Source organism: Nostoc sp. DSM 114160, assembly GCF_053470305.1.
On the sequence record NZ_JBPFGO010000003.1, the window covers coordinates 1,299,008 to 1,317,244 of the forward strand.

At 42.7% G+C, this 18,237-nt stretch carries 18 protein-coding genes; 9 read left to right on the forward strand and 9 right to left on the reverse strand.

Annotation, left to right across the window (positions count from 1 at the left end; genetic code table 11):
• Positions 1 to 4: 4 nt before the first annotated feature.
• Positions 5 to 760, reverse strand: coding sequence for a DNA-binding response regulator (locus NSTCB13_RS31040; RefSeq protein WP_448274871.1), 756 nt, complete (start codon positions 758 to 760; stop codon positions 5 to 7).
• Between the two features lie 719 nt (positions 761 to 1,479).
• Here NSTCB13_RS31040 and NSTCB13_RS31045 point away from each other — a divergent pair.
• The 4 genes from NSTCB13_RS31045 to NSTCB13_RS31060 all read left to right on the forward strand — a co-directional run bounded on the left by NSTCB13_RS31045 (position 1,480) and on the right by NSTCB13_RS31060 (position 3,748).
• Entirely contained in the window at positions 1,480 to 1,638 is a 159-nt protein-coding gene (locus NSTCB13_RS31045) for a hypothetical protein (protein WP_448274873.1), read from the forward strand.
• 6 nt (positions 1,639 to 1,644) lie between these two features.
• The gene (locus tag NSTCB13_RS31050; RefSeq protein WP_448274874.1) at positions 1,645 to 2,883 is read left to right on the forward strand and encodes an acyl-CoA dehydrogenase family protein; all 1,239 of its coding nucleotides are present in this window, start codon (positions 1,645 to 1,647) and stop codon (positions 2,881 to 2,883) included.
• A 216-nt stretch (positions 2,884 to 3,099) separates the two neighbouring features.
• On the forward strand, positions 3,100 to 3,525 hold the full coding sequence (locus NSTCB13_RS31055) for a hypothetical protein (RefSeq protein WP_448274876.1): 426 nt from the start codon (positions 3,100 to 3,102) through the stop codon (positions 3,523 to 3,525).
• 82 nt (positions 3,526 to 3,607) lie between these two features.
• Entirely contained in the window at positions 3,608 to 3,748 is a 141-nt protein-coding gene (locus tag NSTCB13_RS31060) for a hypothetical protein (RefSeq protein ID WP_448274877.1), read from the forward strand.
• Positions 3,749 to 3,796: 48 nt separating this feature from the next.
• Here NSTCB13_RS31060 and obgE read toward each other — a convergent pair whose 3' ends face one another.
• Positions 3,797 to 4,825, reverse strand: a complete 1,029-nt coding sequence (gene obgE, locus NSTCB13_RS31065; protein WP_448274879.1) for a GTPase ObgE — start codon at positions 4,823 to 4,825, stop codon at positions 3,797 to 3,799.
• A gap of 194 nt (positions 4,826 to 5,019) precedes the next feature.
• On the opposite strand from obgE, the gene aroA reads away from it, so the two are divergent.
• Positions 5,020 to 6,300: a 3-phosphoshikimate 1-carboxyvinyltransferase gene (gene aroA / locus NSTCB13_RS31070; RefSeq protein ID WP_448274881.1), complete on the forward strand. Its 1,281-nt coding sequence runs from the start codon at positions 5,020 to 5,022 to the stop codon at positions 6,298 to 6,300.
• A 124-nt stretch (positions 6,301 to 6,424) separates the two neighbouring features.
• On the opposite strand, the gene NSTCB13_RS31075 is transcribed toward aroA, so the two are convergent.
• Entirely contained in the window at positions 6,425 to 7,087 is a 663-nt protein-coding gene (locus tag NSTCB13_RS31075; protein ID WP_448274882.1) for a class I SAM-dependent methyltransferase, read from the reverse strand.
• Between the two features lie 448 nt (positions 7,088 to 7,535).
• Between NSTCB13_RS31075 and NSTCB13_RS31080 the strand changes: the two genes are divergently transcribed.
• Both NSTCB13_RS31080 and NSTCB13_RS31085 read left to right on the forward strand, forming a co-directional pair.
• The gene (locus tag NSTCB13_RS31080) at positions 7,536 to 7,970 is read left to right on the forward strand and encodes a CoA-binding protein (RefSeq protein WP_445626663.1); all 435 of its coding nucleotides are present in this window, start codon (positions 7,536 to 7,538) and stop codon (positions 7,968 to 7,970) included.
• Between the two features lie 371 nt (positions 7,971 to 8,341).
• Positions 8,342 to 9,280: a phosphoribulokinase gene (locus NSTCB13_RS31085; protein ID WP_445632137.1), complete on the forward strand. Its 939-nt coding sequence runs from the start codon at positions 8,342 to 8,344 to the stop codon at positions 9,278 to 9,280.
• A gap of 294 nt (positions 9,281 to 9,574) precedes the next feature.
• On the opposite strand, the gene NSTCB13_RS31090 is transcribed toward NSTCB13_RS31085, so the two are convergent.
• Together NSTCB13_RS31090 and NSTCB13_RS31095 are read right to left on the reverse strand one after the other, a co-directional pair.
• Complete coding sequence (locus NSTCB13_RS31090) at positions 9,575 to 9,988, reverse strand: toll/interleukin-1 receptor domain-containing protein (protein ID WP_445626662.1); 414 nt, start codon at positions 9,986 to 9,988, stop codon at positions 9,575 to 9,577.
• A gap of 21 nt (positions 9,989 to 10,009) precedes the next feature.
• A complete protein-coding gene (locus NSTCB13_RS31095) occupies positions 10,010 to 10,426 on the reverse strand; it encodes a toll/interleukin-1 receptor domain-containing protein (RefSeq protein ID WP_445626661.1) in 417 nt (138 codons plus the stop codon).
• 224 nt (positions 10,427 to 10,650) lie between these two features.
• Between NSTCB13_RS31095 and radC the strand changes: the two genes are divergently transcribed.
• Positions 10,651 to 11,382 (forward strand): RadC family protein, encoded by a 732-nt coding sequence (gene radC, locus NSTCB13_RS31100; protein WP_181928965.1) that lies wholly within the window; start codon positions 10,651 to 10,653, stop codon positions 11,380 to 11,382.
• A 229-nt stretch (positions 11,383 to 11,611) separates the two neighbouring features.
• Here the strand turns inward: radC and NSTCB13_RS31105 are convergent, their stop codons facing one another.
• From NSTCB13_RS31105 to NSTCB13_RS31120, 4 genes are all read right to left on the reverse strand, one after another.
• Positions 11,612 to 12,403, reverse strand: a complete 792-nt coding sequence (locus NSTCB13_RS31105) for an SDR family NAD(P)-dependent oxidoreductase (protein ID WP_445626660.1) — start codon at positions 12,401 to 12,403, stop codon at positions 11,612 to 11,614.
• Between the two features lie 122 nt (positions 12,404 to 12,525).
• A complete protein-coding gene (locus tag NSTCB13_RS31110; RefSeq protein WP_448274884.1) occupies positions 12,526 to 12,984 on the reverse strand; it encodes a hypothetical protein in 459 nt (152 codons plus the stop codon).
• A gap of 1 nt (position 12,985) precedes the next feature.
• Complete coding sequence (locus tag NSTCB13_RS31115; RefSeq protein ID WP_448274885.1) at positions 12,986 to 13,999, reverse strand: esterase/lipase family protein; 1,014 nt, start codon at positions 13,997 to 13,999, stop codon at positions 12,986 to 12,988.
• A 159-nt stretch (positions 14,000 to 14,158) separates the two neighbouring features.
• Positions 14,159 to 16,168, reverse strand: coding sequence for a hypothetical protein (locus tag NSTCB13_RS31120; protein WP_448274887.1), 2,010 nt, complete (start codon positions 16,166 to 16,168; stop codon positions 14,159 to 14,161).
• 673 nt (positions 16,169 to 16,841) lie between these two features.
• Here NSTCB13_RS31120 and NSTCB13_RS31125 point away from each other — a divergent pair.
• A complete protein-coding gene (locus tag NSTCB13_RS31125) occupies positions 16,842 to 18,236 on the forward strand; it encodes an NADH:flavin oxidoreductase (protein ID WP_445626657.1) in 1,395 nt (464 codons plus the stop codon).
• Position 18,237 lies beyond the last annotated feature (1 nt).

Below are 18,237 nucleotides of genomic sequence, written 5' to 3' on the forward strand. Positions count from 1 at the left end.
TCTCCTAATCAATTAATCCTTCTTCACGCGCCCGGATTTCTGTTTGGATTCTCAAACTTTTTCCATTTTCCTTACAATCTTCTGGGTATACACCAAGTACATCCTGAATCTTCGTCCAGTAATTGCGAATAGCACGTTCCGATTTATACATCCGGTCGGCAATCGGTTTATCCATTAATCCTTCGTCAAATGCCAGACGCAAAACTTGCAACCAGTCCGGTTTCAGTTCAATCGCTGTTTTAATATCTTTAGTATGAGTTCCACCTTGGAGTGCTAAATTCGTGCGGATTAACATTTCCGATTCGGGCAAATTTTTATCTGCGATCGCAAATCCCCCCTGATGATTGTCGATTTCATGTTTGATCCGCACTAAAGCTTTAACATAACTGCTTTGTACCAAAAAATTCTGCTCTGGATATTGTTTGAGTAGCTGCTTGATCAGTTCAATTCCAGTATCAGTAGTCGCAGTAATTCCCTCACTCGCAGGAATCGATAAATCGACCACAATCAAATTCAAAGGTGCTTTTTCCTGCTCTTTATCTTCCTGTTTTACTTGTATTTGAGCTATTTTTTCTAAAGCATCTCGTGCAGTTTTAACCTGAAGAAATTCTGTGTCTGGATATTGTCGCTTCAGTACATCGAGGGTCCCAGTTAAAATCATTTGATGGTCATCGACAACCAATATTTTTTGGGATTTGAAGTTTTGAGACTCTAATTGTATTTGGTTTTTTGCTAACTTATTCACACCAATTTCAACCATAAATTTTATACTCCTACTTTAAAAATTTCAGTTGATTATTCTGTGTAACTAGTAAATGAAAAAAAGGGTTTAATACCCCTGACTCTATAGACGGTATACAATTAAGCGTGGTCTAAAACCATACTCAATTGATTCTGACCTGGGCAACGGAAACGTCTCCGGCTTTGCTCCTGAATTCAGAATAACTGAATTCTTCTTTATCTCAATAGCTTATCGGAGATAAACTTAACAGCGTATGCACAAAAGTGCATTTTTTACTAAGATTATTCAGATAATAAATTCTGGAGACGACACCTAACTTTGACTTTCGCCATTTGTACCGCCTTTCTTTCATCTCGACATTAGACATAAGTCGGGAAAAGGGGAAAGGGAAAAGGTTCTACAAAAGTCCCTTTCCCCTTTAACCAAAACCTTTTCCCCAAGAGGGCAAAAAGCACTTTTGCCAAGAGGTCTATTGCACGCTCATTTAATCGGCGGTAAGCGAAGCCATGCCGTCAGGCTTATCGCCTAACTCACAATTTGCAAAATTTTTCTCCCACCAGTTCAGCATTGCTCCTTCGAGTCGGATAAAAATTGTCCTTGAAGAAGTTCACAAATTTGGCATAAAACATATTGACAACTTGGGGAAAATTTGGGAGTATCAATCTACGGCAAGTAGGTAGATTTTTAGTATTTTATAAGATTTAAATACATCTAAAACCCTTACAGAGGGCTGGTTTTTGTCGAGTGCAGTCGGTGGCTTGAGTATGTTACCAGATGTAATCGCCTCAAGGCTGGAAACATTCTTCAATTTTGCAGTGCTAAAGTCGCGTCACCTAGAAATAGCAATTGCCTCACCACTCACCAACATAGATTTTCCACAGGATATTCGGAGATAGAAACTAATGATTAAGAGTCCAGAGAAACTTGCAGATACGACAATTCAGTTTTCGGCTCCGGTGAGAGCAAACTCGCCGGAACTCCAGCAGCTTTTTGATTTTATTGCTTTGGGAGCAAGTGAGCGCGATCGCGATCGCATCCTTCCTTATAATGTGGTTGAATTGATCCGGCGTTCCAGATTAGGTGCATTGCGAATCCCCGTAGCTGAAGGTGGTGGCGGTAGCACCGCACGCGAACTATTCGAGGTCGTAATTCGCTTAGGGGATGCCGATCCGAACGTCGCTCACATTGTGCGGAATCATTTCTCTGTCACAGAGCGGATTTTGCGTTCAGAACGCACCCCAAGGAATCGTCGCTGGCTCAAAGCCGTTGCTGATGGCGCGATTATTGGACTCGCTTCCACCGAACTAGAAGTCAAGCGATCTGGTGGTGGTCAAGTCGCGAATACAAAATTAACACCCGATGGCAACGGCTATCGTCTAAATGGGACGAAGTATTACAGCACTGGCAGCCTTTATGCAGACTTGATTTTTGTGCGTGTACTAGTACCTGATGGCACTAAAGCGTTTATACTGATTCCTACTAACCGCGAGGGGATTGACCTTGTGGACGACTGGGACGGCTTTGGACAAAGACTCACAGGTACGGGAACGACTACCTTCACGAATGCACGTGTAGAGGCAGATGAAGTAATTTTTGAGACAGATACAGACAAAGACAACCTACCCTACAACATCGTCCCGCAATTATTCTTGACTGCAATCAACGCCGGCATTATTCGCAGCGTTCTGCGCGATGCAACAGCCCTCATCCGTAACAGACCCCGGACTTTCTACCATGCTGTATCCGAGCAAGCCTCAGAAGACCCAATCTTGCAGCAGACTGTCGGACAGATTGCCGCCAATGCCTTTGCTGCCGAAGCAATCGTTTTGGCAGCAGCTGATGCTCTCGATCGCCTCCCTGCTGCCCAAGCTCAGGGTGAAGAGGCAGAAACGGCTGCGGCACTGGCAGCTTCTCTGAGTGCAGCCAAAGCCAAATTGATTGTCGATGATTTGGCTCTACGTTCGGCTACTTTGTTGTTTGAAGTGGGTGGGGCTTCTACAACAAAGAAAAGCTCCAACTTTGATCGTCATTGGCGCAACGCCCGCACTTTATCCTCACACAACCCAAATCATTTTAAGGCTCGTGCGATCGGCGACTACGAGATAAACGGTACACCATTGCCGCAACGCGGATTCTTCTAATTTTGTTCAGACCCCTGACTTCTAATATCGTGTCCCGTTAAAGACTTATCATTAAGATCGCAGGGGGGCAGGGGAGCAGGGGGCAGGGGGAAAGAGGGTTTCCTGGTTTTTGCACAAATGTGCGAATTATAACTAATTAGGCGGACATGATATAACTTGTAGCAATTGATCGGAAGTCGGGGATCTTGCTGGCAACCGAAACCGTTGAGAGGAACTATGAGTGCAATTGATACTACTTCTTTGAGAGCAAGTAAAGAGGCGATCGCTAATGGTAGACTTGTCCGCACTCTCCTAAATCCGCTTATTGTCGTGTGGGAAACTGAAAAAGAAGCAGAAGAATATGCTCAGGCGATTATCGATCGTGCCGATTATCAGTCAATTGCTGCACGTTCTAGCATTAGCAGCGATGCACATGCCTGGAGGGGGCATCAAAAGGGAAATCTGCGTCATGGCTTTGGTAGTGCGATCGGCGGTAATGTGCAGTTAATCGGTTTACCCAAACAAATCACCGAACAACTTTTGCAACTAAATAAAGCTGGTGTCGATGGTTTCCAGCTTGCCTTTTATGATTTTGAACCCGATCTGGATTTCTTCGGTAAGTGCGTTCTACCACTATTGAAACAGGCTGGACTTAGATTTTAAGGCTTCGTAAGCTTCGGTCTGCCCATCGGCGACGTACCCAGCATCCGACGCGATGTGCCAGCAGTAGTGGCAGGCATCAGCCATGACTTGTTCTTCGCTGACTGGTCATTACACGAAGCCCGGATCGCTAGCGGCAACATTTCGCCGGACTTCGACACGTTATTGTATGCAGACGCGGTATGGCAACAGCAAGCCAAGGTGGCAGTCAGCTAAATTTGCGTAGCGTTTATAATTCATATCAAAGTAGTAATTACGAATTACAAATTACAAATTATCTAAATGCTTCCACTTCTTCAGGAACCTTCATTTGGTCGAGAATTCCCCAGATTTCTTGTAACATCGGCTCTAACCCGGTGCGAGTAACTGCTGAAATCACAAAAACCGGCGCGTAGGAAAGATGATTAAGTTGGGTAGCTAATGCTTCCAAATCGACAGTTTCGCGATCGACTGCATCAATTTTATTCAGCGCCAAAATTTGCGGACGTTCTGCTAAACCCCGTCCATAAGCTTGTAATTCTTCCTTAATTGTGTTGTAGTCTCTAACCACATCATCACTAGTAGCATCAATTAAGTGAAGTAACACTCGCGTGCGCTCAATATGGCGCAAGAAATCGTGCCCCAGTCCTGCACCTTGAGACGCGCCCTCGATTAGTCCGGGAATGTCGGCGAAAACAGTACCATCACCTGTAGGTTTTTGCACTACACCCAAATTTGGGATCAGGGTAGTGAAGGGGTAGTCTGCGATTTTCGGACGTGCTGCTGATAAAGATGAAATTAAAGTGGATTTACCAGCATTTGGTAAGCCAATAATCCCCACTTCTGCCAAAAGTTTCAACTCTAGGCGCAGCTGCTTTATTTCTCCTGGTAATCCTGGGAGGGCATATTCTGGGGCGCGGTTACGGTTGCTCAAGAAATGCTGATTTCCCAGTCCGCCTTTACCACCTTGGGCAATCAGCAAAGTCTGCTTAGGTTCAATTAAATCCCCTAGCAGTTCGCCAGTTTCAGCATCATAAATGGTTGTACCGCAGGGAACCTCAATAATTAAATCCTTTCCGGCTGCCCCAGTGCAGTTATTTGGCCCGCCACGAGTACCCTTTTCTGCCTGGAAGCGATGGTTGTATCTAAAGTCCAACAAAGTTTGTAGGTTTTGTTCGGCAACAAAAAATACCGAACCACCTCTTCCCCCATTACCACCAGAGGGACCGCCAGCCGGCACGTATTTCTCTCGCCGGAAAGCGACAATCCCATCGCCGCCTTTACCAGCTTCAACTTCAATTTTTGCTTGATCGATAAATTGCATCTTTCTAGAGTCCTGTTAGCGGATAGCTGGCGTTGAGCCAGTGCTGAGTTATAGGCGAGTTATAAATTATAAGTTTTAAAATCTTATTCCTCACTACTTTACTTGTAACTCACACTCCCTACTCCCCTGCTCCTTTTGCTCAAGATATGGGAATATTATAAAGTTGTAGCTAACTGCCTACGTAGAGGTTTAAAGTGGATACCATTGCAATTCCTGCTCTAAATCGGCCAGTGGATGCCACGGTAGAAATTCCTGGTTCTAAAAGTCTTACCAATCGGGCGTTGCTTGTCGCAGCTTTGGCGCAAGGTGACTCCATTTTAGAAAATGCCTTATTTAGTGAAGACAGCGAGTATTTTGCTAAATGCGTAGAGCAATTGGGCATTCCCATTACTTTGAATCCTCAACTGGCACAAATTCAAGTGGCGGGAAGGGGAGGCGAAATTCCAGCTAAACAGGCAGATTTATTTGTGGGTTTGGCAGGTACAGCAGCACGGTTTATTTCGGCGCTGGTGGCACTGGGGAATGGTGAATATCGCTTAGATGGCGTTCCCCGGATGCGAGAACGACCGATGGGCGACTTGTTGACGGTACTGCAAACGGGTGGAGCAACTGTTAACTTTGAAGGAAACTCCGGGTTTATGCCCTACACCGTCTATAGTCGGCAATTCGCTGGCGGAAATTTTCGCTTGAAAGCAAACCAAACAAGTCAGCAACTTTCGGCATTACTGATGATTGCGCCTTATGCTCAACAAGACACAATTGTTGAGGTTGAAGGTACGCTGGTTTCTCAGTCTTACGTGAAAATGACCTGTCGTTTGATGGCAGATTTTGGCGTGGAAGCGATCCAAATTGGCGATAATAAGTTTCAGATTAAAGCAGGTCAACGTTACCAAGCTCGACATTACACTGTAGAACCCGATGCATCAAATGCTTCTTACTTTTTTGCCGCCGCCGCCGTCACGGGTGGACGGGTGCGGGTAAAACATTTGACCAAACAATCTTGTCAAGGTGATATTCTCTGGCTGAATGTTTTAGAACAGATGGGTTGCGAAATTAAGGATGGGGATGATTACACCGAAGTGACGGGGCCGAAGCAATTGCAAGGCATCGATATTGATATGAATGATATCTCGGATCTAGTGCAAACATTAGGAGCGATCGCCCCCTTCGCCAGTTCACCAATTACCATTCGGAATGTAGAACATATTCGATATAAAGAAACCGACCGAATTAAAGCTGTGGTTACAGAGTTGCGGCGGCTAGGAGTTGAAGTTGAAGAATTCGCAGATAGACTGAAAATTGAGCCTGGCCCCATTACCCCAGCAGCCATTGAAACTTATCACGATCATCGAATGGCGATGGCTTTTGCTGTCACTGGCTTGAAGATTCCAGGGATTGTAATTAAAGATCCTGGTTGCACAGCCAAGACTTTTCCAGATTACTTTACCCGATTTTTCCAAATGTTAGAGCAATAAGAGCTATTTTCGCTAAACGCATACCAATTCAATTAATGATTGCAATACATTCTTGGGTGAAGACGCGATGAATCGCGTCTCTACAAGAAATGGTGTATTTGTCGCATTCTTTTTTTTATTGGTATTACTTTTTCAGTGCCAGAGTTAAGCCATCTGCGATCGCTACTACACTAAGACTAACTCGCTGGTCTTGATGCAGCTTTTGATTAAAAGCACGAATTCTTTTAGTTCTATTATCTTGCACTTCGGGGTCGGCAACCCTACCTGACCAGAGAACATTATCGATCGCAATCAATCCCCCCGGACGCACTAATTGCAGCGATCGCTCATAATAGCCATCATAGTTGCTCTTATCTGCATCGATGAAGACAAAATCAAAAGTTTCTGCTTCTCCTGTTGCCAGTAACCGATCCAAAGTCTGCAAAGCTGGGGCAATATGCAGTTGAATTTTATCCGCCACTCCAGCTTGTTGCCAATAACGTCTAGCGATCGTTGTAAATTCTTCACTAATATCGCAGGCTACTACCTTACCGTCGCTCGGTAATGCCAATGCCACCACCAGGGAACTATAACCTGTAAATACCCCAATATCCAAAGTTTTCTTAGCTCCCAACAATTGCACCAGTAATGCCAAAAACTGCCCTTGTTCGGGAGCAATTTGCATTCTACCTATGGGATACTGGGCTGTTTCGTGTCTGAGTTGGGTTAAAATTTCCGGTTCTCGAAGAGAGACTGACAGTAAATAGTCGTGGAGGTTTTGTTCGAGTCCTAGTGTTTTAGTTGTCATGGAAATTGGGGATTGGGCATTAGGGATTGGGCATTGGGCATGGAGAATAGCGAATGAGTTTTTAATACTCGTGGACGAGTCTTTAATACTCGTGAATGAGTCTTTTTTACTCGTGGATGAGTCTTTGATACTCGTGGACGAGTCTTTTTTACTCGTGGATGAGTCTTTGATACTCGTGGATGAGTCTTTTTTACTCGTGGACGAGTCTTTTTTACTCGTGGATGAGTCTTTGATACTCATGGACGAGTCTTTGATACTCGTGGACGAGTCTTTGATACTCATGGACGAGTCTTTGATACTCGTGGACGAATCTTTTTTACTCGTAGACGAGTCTTTGATATTCGTAAATGATTTTTTTAAAGCCAAAATTATATTTAAATGCAACTCAGTATGATAAACAAAACGATGTCTACAACGGGCTACGCCTACGCTCAGGATATTTTAAATCATGCCAAACCTTAAAGAAGATGATAACGCTCTGCGCGAGGTGTTGACCCAAGCCAAAATCATCGCTGTTGTGGGTCACTCTGATAAACGCGAACGCACCAGTTATCAAATCGCCCAATTCTTGCGGCACAAAGGCTATACAGTTTATGCCGTCAACCCGCAAATTAAAGAAATTGACGGTCAACCCAGTTATGCTGCACTCCAAGAATTACCCGAACCTGTGGATATTGTTAACGTGTTTCGTCGTTCTGAGTACTTGCCAGAAATTGTAGATGAAGCAATTTCCATCACTGCTAAAACTGTGTGGACACAACTGGGTATCTGGCATCAACCATCAGCACAAAAAGCTATAGATGCAGGACTTAATGTGGTTATGGATGCTTGTATCAAAATTGAATATCTGCGGCTGAGAGTAGGATTAACAGGGAATATTTAGTTTTTATGCCTACAGATATTCTAACAATCATTTAGATTGTAATTCTTATGCAAAAAGCGTAATTTACCGCCGTAGGCATCTCACAAACATTAGACTTCTTGGCATTTGTCGGGAAAAGGGAAAAGGGGAAGGTGGGGTCCCCTCTGGGGATAAGGGGCGGGGGAAAAGGTTCTGCAAAAGTCCCTTTCCCCTTTAACCTTTACCCTTTTCCCCCTCTTGCAAAAGTGCTTTTTGCAAGAGGTCTATTCTATGTATGTGTAGAGATATTGCATACCAAGTGTTTGTTTGAGTTACTTGCTTAAACCCTTCTAGAATAAAAACTATTGTAGGTAATTTTATTACTAAAGTTGTTTTTATTGTGGGAGGTTATGATGAGCCGTCCAATAATTCTTGGTATTGTCGGCGACAGCGCGGCTGGTAAAACAACGCTAACGCGAGGAATCGCTCAGGTACTCGGGCCAGAAAATGTCACGCTCATTTGTACAGATGATTATCACCGTTACGATCGCCAACAACGTGCAGAAATTGGCATCACTGCTCTCCACCCCGATTGCAATCATTTAGATATTATGCAGCAACATCTGTCGCTGCTACGTACAGGACAACCAATTCTTAAGCCAGTTTACAGCCATAAAACCGGCACATTCGAGCCACCGCAGTATATCAAGCCCAATAAATTCGTAATCATTGAGGGGTTACTCGGTTATTCTACCCGTGGTGCTCGTGATTCCTACGATGTGAAAGTTTACCTTGCACCCCCTGAAGAACTACGCAGAAAGTGGAAAGTCAAGCGGGATACCCAAAAGCGCGGCTACACAGATGAACAGGTGCTAGCAGAATTAGAAAAGCGCGAACCAGACTCAGCAGAGTTTATCCGTCCGCAGCGACAATGGTCTGATATAGTCATTAGTTTTTATCCACCCACTGGGGAAGATGATGAAACCAATGGACACCTGAATGTACGTTTGGTACTTCGTCCAACAATTCCCCACCCAGATTTTACCCAGATTGTCAACTCTGGCTATGGTAATTCTGACTCAGCGATCCGTCTAGGGTTAGACAGGGATATGAGTAAGCCTGTAGATGTCTTAGAAGTTGATGGTCATGCCACCTTAGACCAGGTGAATAAGCTAGAGCATATTATTTGTTCTGATATGCCCCATTTAAGAAGTATTTGCGATCGCGAAAGTAACCCAGAACTGGGTAAAATTGCTGGTACAACTGGAGAAACACTGCAAAGTTATCCTCTGGCTTTGACTCAGTTGATCATTACCTACCACATGCTCAAAGCAACGCAAATTCATCAGTAATTAGCGAAAAGAAAGGGGTTTAAATGGTTTGCGATCGCGTGTAGTGTTGGCTACTGAATTATGCGATACCTACGGCGGTAAACTATGCCCTTTGCTGACGCTATTCAAAGTTCAGATGCAGAAACGCGTCCTTTAATTGGTTCATACTCATCTTCTAGCAACCAGAGTTGAGCCTCTTCTTAATTTGAACAAGTTATAACTTTATAACCTAGTATCGATTTTCTGCATCAAATCCTCTGTATAAAATAGCGGGATGCTTGACCTTTATGAACTGATTCTGTAGCCAGAGGATTACTAACGTAACTGGTAGCCTACACCCCATATACGTAAAATATTACGACAACCATCTTCAAAAGCTTCTTGAAAATTTATCATTTGAAAGCTCGATAGCACCCAAGAAAGCTGCTCATAATCACAATCTTGATAGACAATTGGAATAATCTTATTTTCAAAACGATTCTGTTGGAGGGCGAATATTAACTCCCGCTTAACCCACATTGAACCTACTGAGCTTGGAGAAAGTACTACAAGGAACCAATCACATCTTTTTAGTGCATTTCCAATCTCATCATGCCATTGTTGTGCACCTAAAATGTTCGTTTTGCTGTACCAAACTGGAATGCCATGATGACGTAGAACTTCTGCTAATTTAGAAACAAATTCTTGATCTTGGCTTGAATGGGAAAGAAAAGCTTCACTTGGTATCATTATTTAGAAAATCCACTTCTGTTAAGCAGCAGCTTTTTTGAGAGCTTGGGTAATATTTCTCAAACCTTCCTCATCATGCTCAAGATTTGATAAGTAAATTATCCCAAATTTCTTCAGAATCCAGGGAATTTCTAGTTCTAATTGAGAAATTTGTTCAGAAGGAGCAGCAAGGACAGGAATTACCCGACCTTTATAGCCCTGTTCGCCTAGAGCATAGCCTACTTCGGCATTCATGTAGGGAGAAGAAACTGAGTTAGGCGTTAGTAAAATAACCATTGCATCAGACTCTCGAAGCTCATTAGCAATAACTTCTGCCCAGTTATCGCCTGGAAAGAATTGAGTATCGTCCCAAACTTGGAAATCTGCATTTCGCAGAGCATCAGCAATTTGCCAAGCTAACTTTCTATCTTGAGAGTTGTAGCTGATAAATACCTTCATCTCATCTCCTATCTCAAGTATGTTCGATTAATAGACTAAATCCAATTTTATCTAAATCTTGTGGCAAGTATTTGAGAAGATGGTGTTATCAAAGGTATCTCTACATAGGAACTAGAGGTAAAACTCCCCAAAATTAAAGATTTTCTCAAATAAAGATGATTTTGAGAGCAAACGAGGGATAACTAAGGATAGTTCGATGTGTGGTGCTATTTTCTTAGTTTAATATGACCTATTGCCTCAGAATTGCCGACTTACCTACAAATGAGCGTCCGCGTGAGCGATTAATGACGCATGGTGCAAAAATTTTAGCCACAGCCGAGTTAATCGCAATTCTTCTAGGCACTGGTCAAGGGCCAGGAAAATTATCTGCTGTGGGTTTGGGACAATATATCTTGAGCGAATTAGCCAAACACCAACGCGATCCTTTGGTAGTTCTGCGAGAAGTTAGCCCTGCTGAATTGATGCAAATTTCTGGTGTTGGCCCGGCGAAGGCGACAAGCATTTTAGCAGCAATTGAATTGGGTAAACGCGCCTTTCAATCACGTCCCAATGATGGCACATTAATTGATAGCCCACTTGCTGCTGCTGCTACCCTCAGCCAAGATTTAATGTGGCAGATACAAGAACGTTTTGCAGTGGTGCTGTTAGATGTCAAGAATCGCTTATTGGGTACGCAAGTAATTACCATTGGCACTGCAACTGAAACCCTAGCCTCTCCCCGTGATATTTTTCGAGAAGTTATTCGTCAAGGCGCAACGCGGGTAATAGTTGCCCACAACCATCCTTCTGGGAACCTTGAACCCAGCCAGGAAGATATAGAATTGACGCGTCAGTTATTAGCAGGGGCGCAGCTTTTGGGCATTCCAGTACTAGATCATCTGATTTTGGGCAATGGCAATCATCAAAGTTTACGGGAACTGACAACCTTGTGGGATGAGCATCCACAGGGGGATTAGTGAAAAAGCAGAGGAGCAGCACTTCTCTGCGAGACGCTCCGCGAACGGCTACGCTCAGTGAACGAGGGGCAGGGGGGCAGAGGGGCAGGGGGGACAAGGGAGACAAGGGGGACAGGGGGATAAGGGGACGAAAGGTGAGAACTTGCAACAAGTCTTTCCCCTTGTCCCCAATTCTCCTTGTCTCTAAGTCCTCTTCCCCCTGCTTTAATTATTTACGCCGACCTACTTATTACTTACTTTCCTGCATACTTCTAACTAGTTTAGTCACTAGCTTTCTGGGAGTAAATCTTACAGATTCAGCAAGTAACTTATTTTTAATTCCAGGAACGACAACAGTTTTGTTTTCAAATAGACCACGATAGCCGATTTCGGCTACTGTTTCCGCAGTCATAATTTTTTGACCGCTTACTAGCTTTGAGTCTTCCATTGCGGCTCTTTGTTGAAAACCAGATTCGGTAGGCCCTGGACAAAGCGCCGTTACAGAAACGCCTGTACCTTCTAATTCATTTGCGATCGCTTCTGAAAATGATAAGACATAAGCTTTACTAGCGTAGTATACTGCCATCAGCGGGCCCGGTTGAAAAGCAGCCGTGGAAGCCAGGTTTAATATTTTTCCAGACCCCCGTTTAACCATACCTTTGAGAAATAACTTGGTTAAATGTGTCAGACATAAGATATTGACTTGTAGCAATTGCATTTCAGCATTCAGGTCAATTTCATTAAATAATCCGTAGGTAGCAAACCCGGCATTGTTCACCAACACATCAACATTAATCGATGCTTGTTCTAGCTCAGTGAAAATTTCTTCTGGGGCTGATGGGTTAGACAAATCCTTGGAAATAACTTTGACATCAATGCCAAATTTCTTTTTCAATTCATCGGCAATTTTATTCAGCTTTTCCAGGCTTCTAGCTACCAACACAAGATTGTAACCATCTTGAGCAAATAATTTCACAAATTCATAACCGATGCCGCCAGATGCACCAGTAATAAGAGCCGTTTGTTTGCGATTAGTCTGCATAATTTTTCCTTTTGTTATTTGTTATTTGTCATTTGTTATTTATTATTCTCCTCTGCTCCTCGTTCACTGAGCGTAGCCGTTCGCGGAGCGTCTCGCAGAGAAGTGCTGCTCCCCTGCTCCCTTCATTGCCATTGGGAAATTTCCAAGCGAACTGCTGCATTTGTTCCTAAAACTTTTTGACCGCGTTCAGGTAAAGTAACATACGCAACATATACATCTGAACTAGATTCGGAAGTTGGATTTAATTTTGTTACTGGCTCTTTATCTTCAGAATTCCAACTGTATTTAGCCTCATAAGTGCTATTTGATTCGGCAACATCAGTAATTAGATAGTCAGACCACAAAGGTACTTGGTCGAGATGATGGTCGCGTAACCAATTCGTCTCTTGTTTTGTAAAGGAATGCAGTGCTAAACGCAGGGCATATCTACAGGTATTATCATCATTGACTGAGTTTCTGGGGATTAAGAAAGCTGTAAATAGCGGAATAGGTTTATCTGTTCGGGTTAACTCTTGTGTAATTGGGCAATAATGAGCGATCGCTTGCTCATATATTGGAATAGGAAGACCACGCAAAGCCACTCTAGTTTCCAGTTGATAAAAGTTTTTGTCCAGGGTCTTTTAACTCAACATTGCTCAGAGAGAGTTTTACCTGGATATCACCAAACAAAAATCGTTGCAGGTTTTGATAACCTTCTTCGGAGTTCAATATGCCATAAGGCCCACCATGAGAGCGATGAACATAAGCACGATGAGATCCAAGGATATAAGCTTTATCAATCTGAACTAGACCATCACTTTTCACTCCAACAAGATTGCGTGAAAGACCAAAAGCTTCTTCATAATCATGTGCATTCGTGCCGATTAGAGAAAAAACGCGGCTTGGCGAAAATGCAGGATCTATACTTTGTAATTGTTGTAGCTGAAAGTTATCGGGTAACTCAGCCGTTGACTTAATATTAGGTGTTAAATACTGGTACATCCGCAGAGGGCCAAAGTCATCAGAATTATTCAATTGAAATCTGTCCCTGAGATTTTCAATTAAGCCACCCCCGACCTCAAAATAAATACCGCCATGAGGTGTAGCGTAGGTAAAGAATTTGTCAATGCTATCGGCAGCTTGCTCGCCTTGTTCTGGATAAATCTTTTCAATCAAGCTGCGACAAACAAGGCCGCCCATTGAGTGGGCAACCAGATAAATTTTATTAGCACCCGTCGTTTTTTTGACATTCTGGATCAAGTCTCTTAAACCCTTAGCTATCTCCTCCATCTCCTGCCGGACTACACTTGAGGAGCCAAAGCTAGGTGTAGATATATCATAAAATCGATAGATCCAAATAGTTTTATGAAGTCGATCGGACAATCTTTTAATTTGATTGCTCACATTCTGATTATCAACAATCGGTTGATAACCATGATCGGTCATTAGCCGCAGCAATGGACTCTCGAAAAAAAACTTCTGAGGATTTTCCTTCTCATCTACTCGAATATGAGTTGAACCACTATTGAATCCATAAAATGGATCGTTGACTGTTTGCTCAACGTCTTTTTGTGTACCTGCATATCCACGAACGAAGACGATTGGTAAATACTGCATATATATCCTTGCTATTTAATCAATATTTTTTCTCGTTCCCAGATTTAACCTGGAAACGAGTGCAGAATATCAAGACAAGTTGTCTTAGTACAAACATTTTATTAATTCGTAGCGAATTCTCTGCGTTTAAAACACTACGATATTACATGGGAGCTGTACTTAGAAAGTTTTCACGAACTCAATTAGGGCTTTCTTGTCTTCATCTGGGAGATTTGAGCCAAAATAATGACCCTCATCTTCTACAAAGTCAGGAGATTTGTTGGCTCTTAAAAGTACACGTGCCAATTTACCCTTAATTCCACCACCTGGTTTCAAGTCTTGAAAAAGGTTGCCGAGATTGAGAGATGTAATCGCTTCTCTCATATTGATGCTTGCCAGCAAATTCACAGGTGTACCTTTAGGAACAGGAAGCTTAAATCTCGGATTCGGATCTCCTGGGGGAAGCTCTAATTTAGTATCTTGAGATGTTCTGCTGATAATTCCCTCACGCTTTTCAGGCCACAGCAGCTTTTCCATCGCATCCGTATAGGCTTCTACACGTCCTTTCACTGAAGGATCTTCGTTGTAAAGTCCTAGTGTGTTGTTGTGAAGAAGTGGTGCTGTTGCCCAAATGCTCACTAGTGAAGGTGTACGGTAATATCCCAAACCGCCATCAGGTATCTTAAATTCGATGGGTTTTTCCCGATCGAAGGGGTTGTACAGCGTCAAAGTCCCTGGTGATGGCAGTTCTTTGAACGTCTTCGAGGAGAACTGATCCCAAATATGCCCCTTAGCGGCATTTGTCCCTAGCGATCGCGCCGCATTAGTACCAATTAAAGTAACTGGATAACGCTGGTCATCAGACAAGAAGTTGTGGTCGAGGAAATTACTACTGAGTACAGACTCTTCGTACCATTTTTGAGCCTGTTCGGGGTCAGCAGCAATTTCAGCAGGTGGCTTTTTGCTGGAATGGCAACTAGCACAAGTGCTGGCAAAAACTAGCTTGCCACGTTTGAGAACTTCTTCATCTTTAGTCAAGAACTTTTCACCATCTGGTGCATCTTTCAGGTGCATCGGCTTGATGGTTTTTAAGAATGCTTCGGCATCAGCCATGCGTGCTTCTGTCTGTCTCCAGCCTTCGCACTCCTTCCGCGCTTTTTCGATATCAAAAGGTTTTTGGGGAGTTCTGCCTAATAAAGGCTCATGGAGACTTGTCCAGTAATCGCCGCACATCCCAATGTTGACGTAAACGCGTAGTGAGGCATTTGCCACTCCTGTAGAGTCCGCACCATCCTTGAGAATATGATTAACATCCTTGGTTGAACCATCGTTCATTACCTCTGGATATTTGGGGCGATCGCCTAAATTAAAAATGGCATTAATCGCATTCGGATTGTTAATATGATCGGTGGCAATCCGAGAAGTATCAGATGTACCAGGTTTTTGAGAGTCAAGTACTTGCTTAATAAAACTATTATCCGCAACGCTGCTTCCAAATAATTTGTTTTCCTTGATGTACTGATTACCCAATGCTGGTACCAAATTTTCCCATCTTGGATGTTCCTTGTCTTTGGGTGGATTGAGGGGATTTAATGCTACGTGACAGATGGCGCAGGACTGCCCGATTACGTATGGAGGCTCAACTTGTGAAGTTTTGGCATATTCAACAGGGTTCCATTTTGTCGAGTCGAAGTTGGGGTTTTGGAACTTACGCAACCCAATAACGCCAGTTGAGAGCGGATCTTTACATTTATCTAGCCACAAACCGTATTCATCTGGTGCTGTCGCCTTTTCACATCCAGGATCGTTAATTGCACCATAACGTTGCAATCGCTCGTCATGCACGCGCGAGTCAATCAGCTTTAACAGATCGACACCACCATGCGTTCGCTTGGCTAAATCGCGATAGTACTTAGAATTACCGCCAGTCCATAAGTACCAAGTGCAACGACCCTGTTTCTCGGCATCTGTCAAATTCTCCTTTGTGTACTCTGGGAGATAACCGATACCCTCGCAGTTATCAGGATATTCAGATACACCCGTATCTGAATACTCGGTACTTATGGACGTAGGTATTTCACTATACTCATCGGCTAGAGCTGTAGGCGTTCCATAAAAGCCGCAGACTATAAACACAGTCACGAATAGGAGGAGCAGACAGCCCTTAAAAATTAGACTTGTCTTTTTCATAAAACTCTCTGGTTATAACTAAACCTTTTCCATTGCACCTCACATTTGCAGAGGTACACTAATGCTTCATCACCAATTTCCCATTTTCCAGATTTAGTCTTGGGATATTTTGATGATTAATGTACCTTACTGAGGTTCGTTATATATGAAGTTACTACACAAATTTGTAAAACGTCATCAATAAACTTTTATACATTTCTCAATCAAAACTTTAAAAATTTGTAAATTTACAATGGTCTTCAATAACCAATTTGCTATGGTTATATCGATTTCCTACCTACTTGGTTAGGTTTGTAACAAATTGTTAGCAGCTACTTTTAGTTACTTTTAAGGTTGCCTTAACCTTTTAAGAAAAATAAAAGACGGAAATTTTGACTTTTTTTAAGAATTGCTCTGTAAATACCGTAGGTTTACAAATTGCAAAAGTCTTTATATAACTGTAAAAACCAATAAGGATAAATATCCATGCTGAAACTGGTTAAGTAAATTTAAGTAACAAAAACTTAATATTTAGCGCTCCCATCCGAAAACTTCCACTGTAGATTTGTAGACATAAAAAACTGCTCTCCCAGAGACACTAGAAATAATAGTTCTCTGGCGAGACTGTTAGCGCTACGAATAATTTCGATATGTAATTTTATTGCCGAAACAACAGAGAAACACAGAGAAACACATGGAAAACGATATTATATTTGAGCCATTGAGATTCCGTAATCTCACAGTAAAAAATCGGATATTTCGCTCTAGTATTTCTGGCAGATGGGATAACTATGATGGTTCAGGTACTCAAGCCCGAATCAACTGGGAAGAAAAGTTTGCTCGTGGTGGTGTAGGAGCGATTATTAGTTCCTTTGTCCCAGTCGCCATCCGGGGACGAATTATGCCCAATTACGCCACCATTAACTGTGATGAGCGCATTCCATTTTGGCGAAAAGTAGGAGAAAGAGTCCACGAATATGACTGTAAATTTATTTTGCAATTAAGTCATTCAGGGCGACAGCAAGATATTGGTGGTGTAGAAAACTTAGGAAAAAAAGCCTTAAGTTCCACTAGCCAAACTGAGCCATTCCACGGCTTTTTGTGTCAAGCGATGACACTAACAGAGATTAAAGAAACAATTCAATATTTTGCCGATGGTGCTAGACGTGCCCGTGAAGCAGGTTTGGACGGGGTGGAATTGCACAGTGCTAATGGATATCTTTTTAATCAATTTCTCAGTTCTGGAATTAACGACCGTCAAGATGAATATGGTGGTTCATTAGAGAATCGAGCGCGGTTTTTGCTAGATGTAATTAGAGCAATCCGCAAAGAAGTAGGCAACGACTTTCATCTGCAATTCAAAATTAGTGCCGTTGACTATAACAACGCCGTCACCTTTTGGGAAAAACCAGGTAATACCATAGAAGATTCTATCCAAGTTTGTCAATGGGCAGAAGAAGCTGGGGCTGATGCCGTGCATGTGTCAACTGGTAGCTTATTTCCTCACCCACTCAATCCCATTGGTGATTTTAATTTCGATATCATTACTAAAACCTATGATTCCATGTTGTCAAGTGGTGTCGAAACTACACGCAACTACATTTTATTTCGCAAAGCATTTTTGCATCCACTGTTTAGTTTTTTATGGAATCGCGTGAAAAAGCAATTGCCTCCTCAAGCATTTAGTGGTGACGATGTAAAAGACCCTAAAATCAAGCAGCTACTAATAGAGAACCAAGGTAGAAACTTACTAGATTCCAGAGAAATTAAAAAGCACGTTAATATTCCGGTATTATGTACAGGTGGTTTACAGCAAGCTTCTTATATTCGTCAGGCAATTAGCGAACATTATTGTGATGGGGTGACAATGGCTCGTACCCTAATTGCTAATAATGACTTAGTTAAATCTTTTCAAGCAGGTAAAGACTTGGCAGATAAACCCTGTACTTATTGCAATAAATGTCTGCTAAATGTCATTGAAAATCCCTTGGGTTGTTACGAGCAGGATCGCTTCAATAGCTATGAGGAGATGATGGAAGAAGTAATGTCAGTCTTTCATGAAACTCAGTTTGCAAATTTATCTAGATAAA

What these genes read in the sequence shown, in the direction of transcription:
- NSTCB13_RS31040 (WP_448274871.1), bottom strand. Translation starts at nt 760, where the DNA reads ATGGTTGAAATTGGTGTGAATAAGTTAGCAAAAAACCAAATACAATTA.
- NSTCB13_RS31120 (WP_448274887.1), bottom strand. Translation starts at nt 16,168, where the DNA reads ATGAAAAAGACAAGTCTAATTTTTAAGGGCTGTCTGCTCCTCCTATTC.
- NSTCB13_RS31085 (WP_445632137.1), top strand. Translation starts at nt 8,342, where the DNA reads ATGAGCCGTCCAATAATTCTTGGTATTGTCGGCGACAGCGCGGCTGGT.
- NSTCB13_RS31115 (WP_448274885.1), bottom strand. Translation starts at nt 13,999, where the DNA reads ATGCAGTATTTACCAATCGTCTTCGTTCGTGGATATGCAGGTACACAA.
- NSTCB13_RS31090 (WP_445626662.1), bottom strand. Translation starts at nt 9,988, where the DNA reads ATGATACCAAGTGAAGCTTTTCTTTCCCATTCAAGCCAAGATCAAGAA.
- radC (WP_181928965.1), top strand. Translation starts at nt 10,651, where the DNA reads ATGACCTATTGCCTCAGAATTGCCGACTTACCTACAAATGAGCGTCCG.
- NSTCB13_RS31060 (WP_448274877.1), top strand. Translation starts at nt 3,608, where the DNA reads ATGACTTGTTCTTCGCTGACTGGTCATTACACGAAGCCCGGATCGCTA.
- NSTCB13_RS31075 (WP_448274882.1), bottom strand. Translation starts at nt 7,087, where the DNA reads ATGACAACTAAAACACTAGGACTCGAACAAAACCTCCACGACTATTTA.
- NSTCB13_RS31080 (WP_445626663.1), top strand. Translation starts at nt 7,536, where the DNA reads ATGCCAAACCTTAAAGAAGATGATAACGCTCTGCGCGAGGTGTTGACC.
- NSTCB13_RS31105 (WP_445626660.1), bottom strand. Translation starts at nt 12,403, where the DNA reads ATGCAGACTAATCGCAAACAAACGGCTCTTATTACTGGTGCATCTGGC.
- NSTCB13_RS31055 (WP_448274876.1), top strand. Translation starts at nt 3,100, where the DNA reads ATGAGTGCAATTGATACTACTTCTTTGAGAGCAAGTAAAGAGGCGATC.
- NSTCB13_RS31125 (WP_445626657.1), top strand. Translation starts at nt 16,842, where the DNA reads ATGGAAAACGATATTATATTTGAGCCATTGAGATTCCGTAATCTCACA.
- NSTCB13_RS31050 (WP_448274874.1), top strand. Translation starts at nt 1,645, where the DNA reads ATGATTAAGAGTCCAGAGAAACTTGCAGATACGACAATTCAGTTTTCG.
- NSTCB13_RS31095 (WP_445626661.1), bottom strand. Translation starts at nt 10,426, where the DNA reads ATGAAGGTATTTATCAGCTACAACTCTCAAGATAGAAAGTTAGCTTGG.
- obgE (WP_448274879.1), bottom strand. Translation starts at nt 4,825, where the DNA reads ATGCAATTTATCGATCAAGCAAAAATTGAAGTTGAAGCTGGTAAAGGC.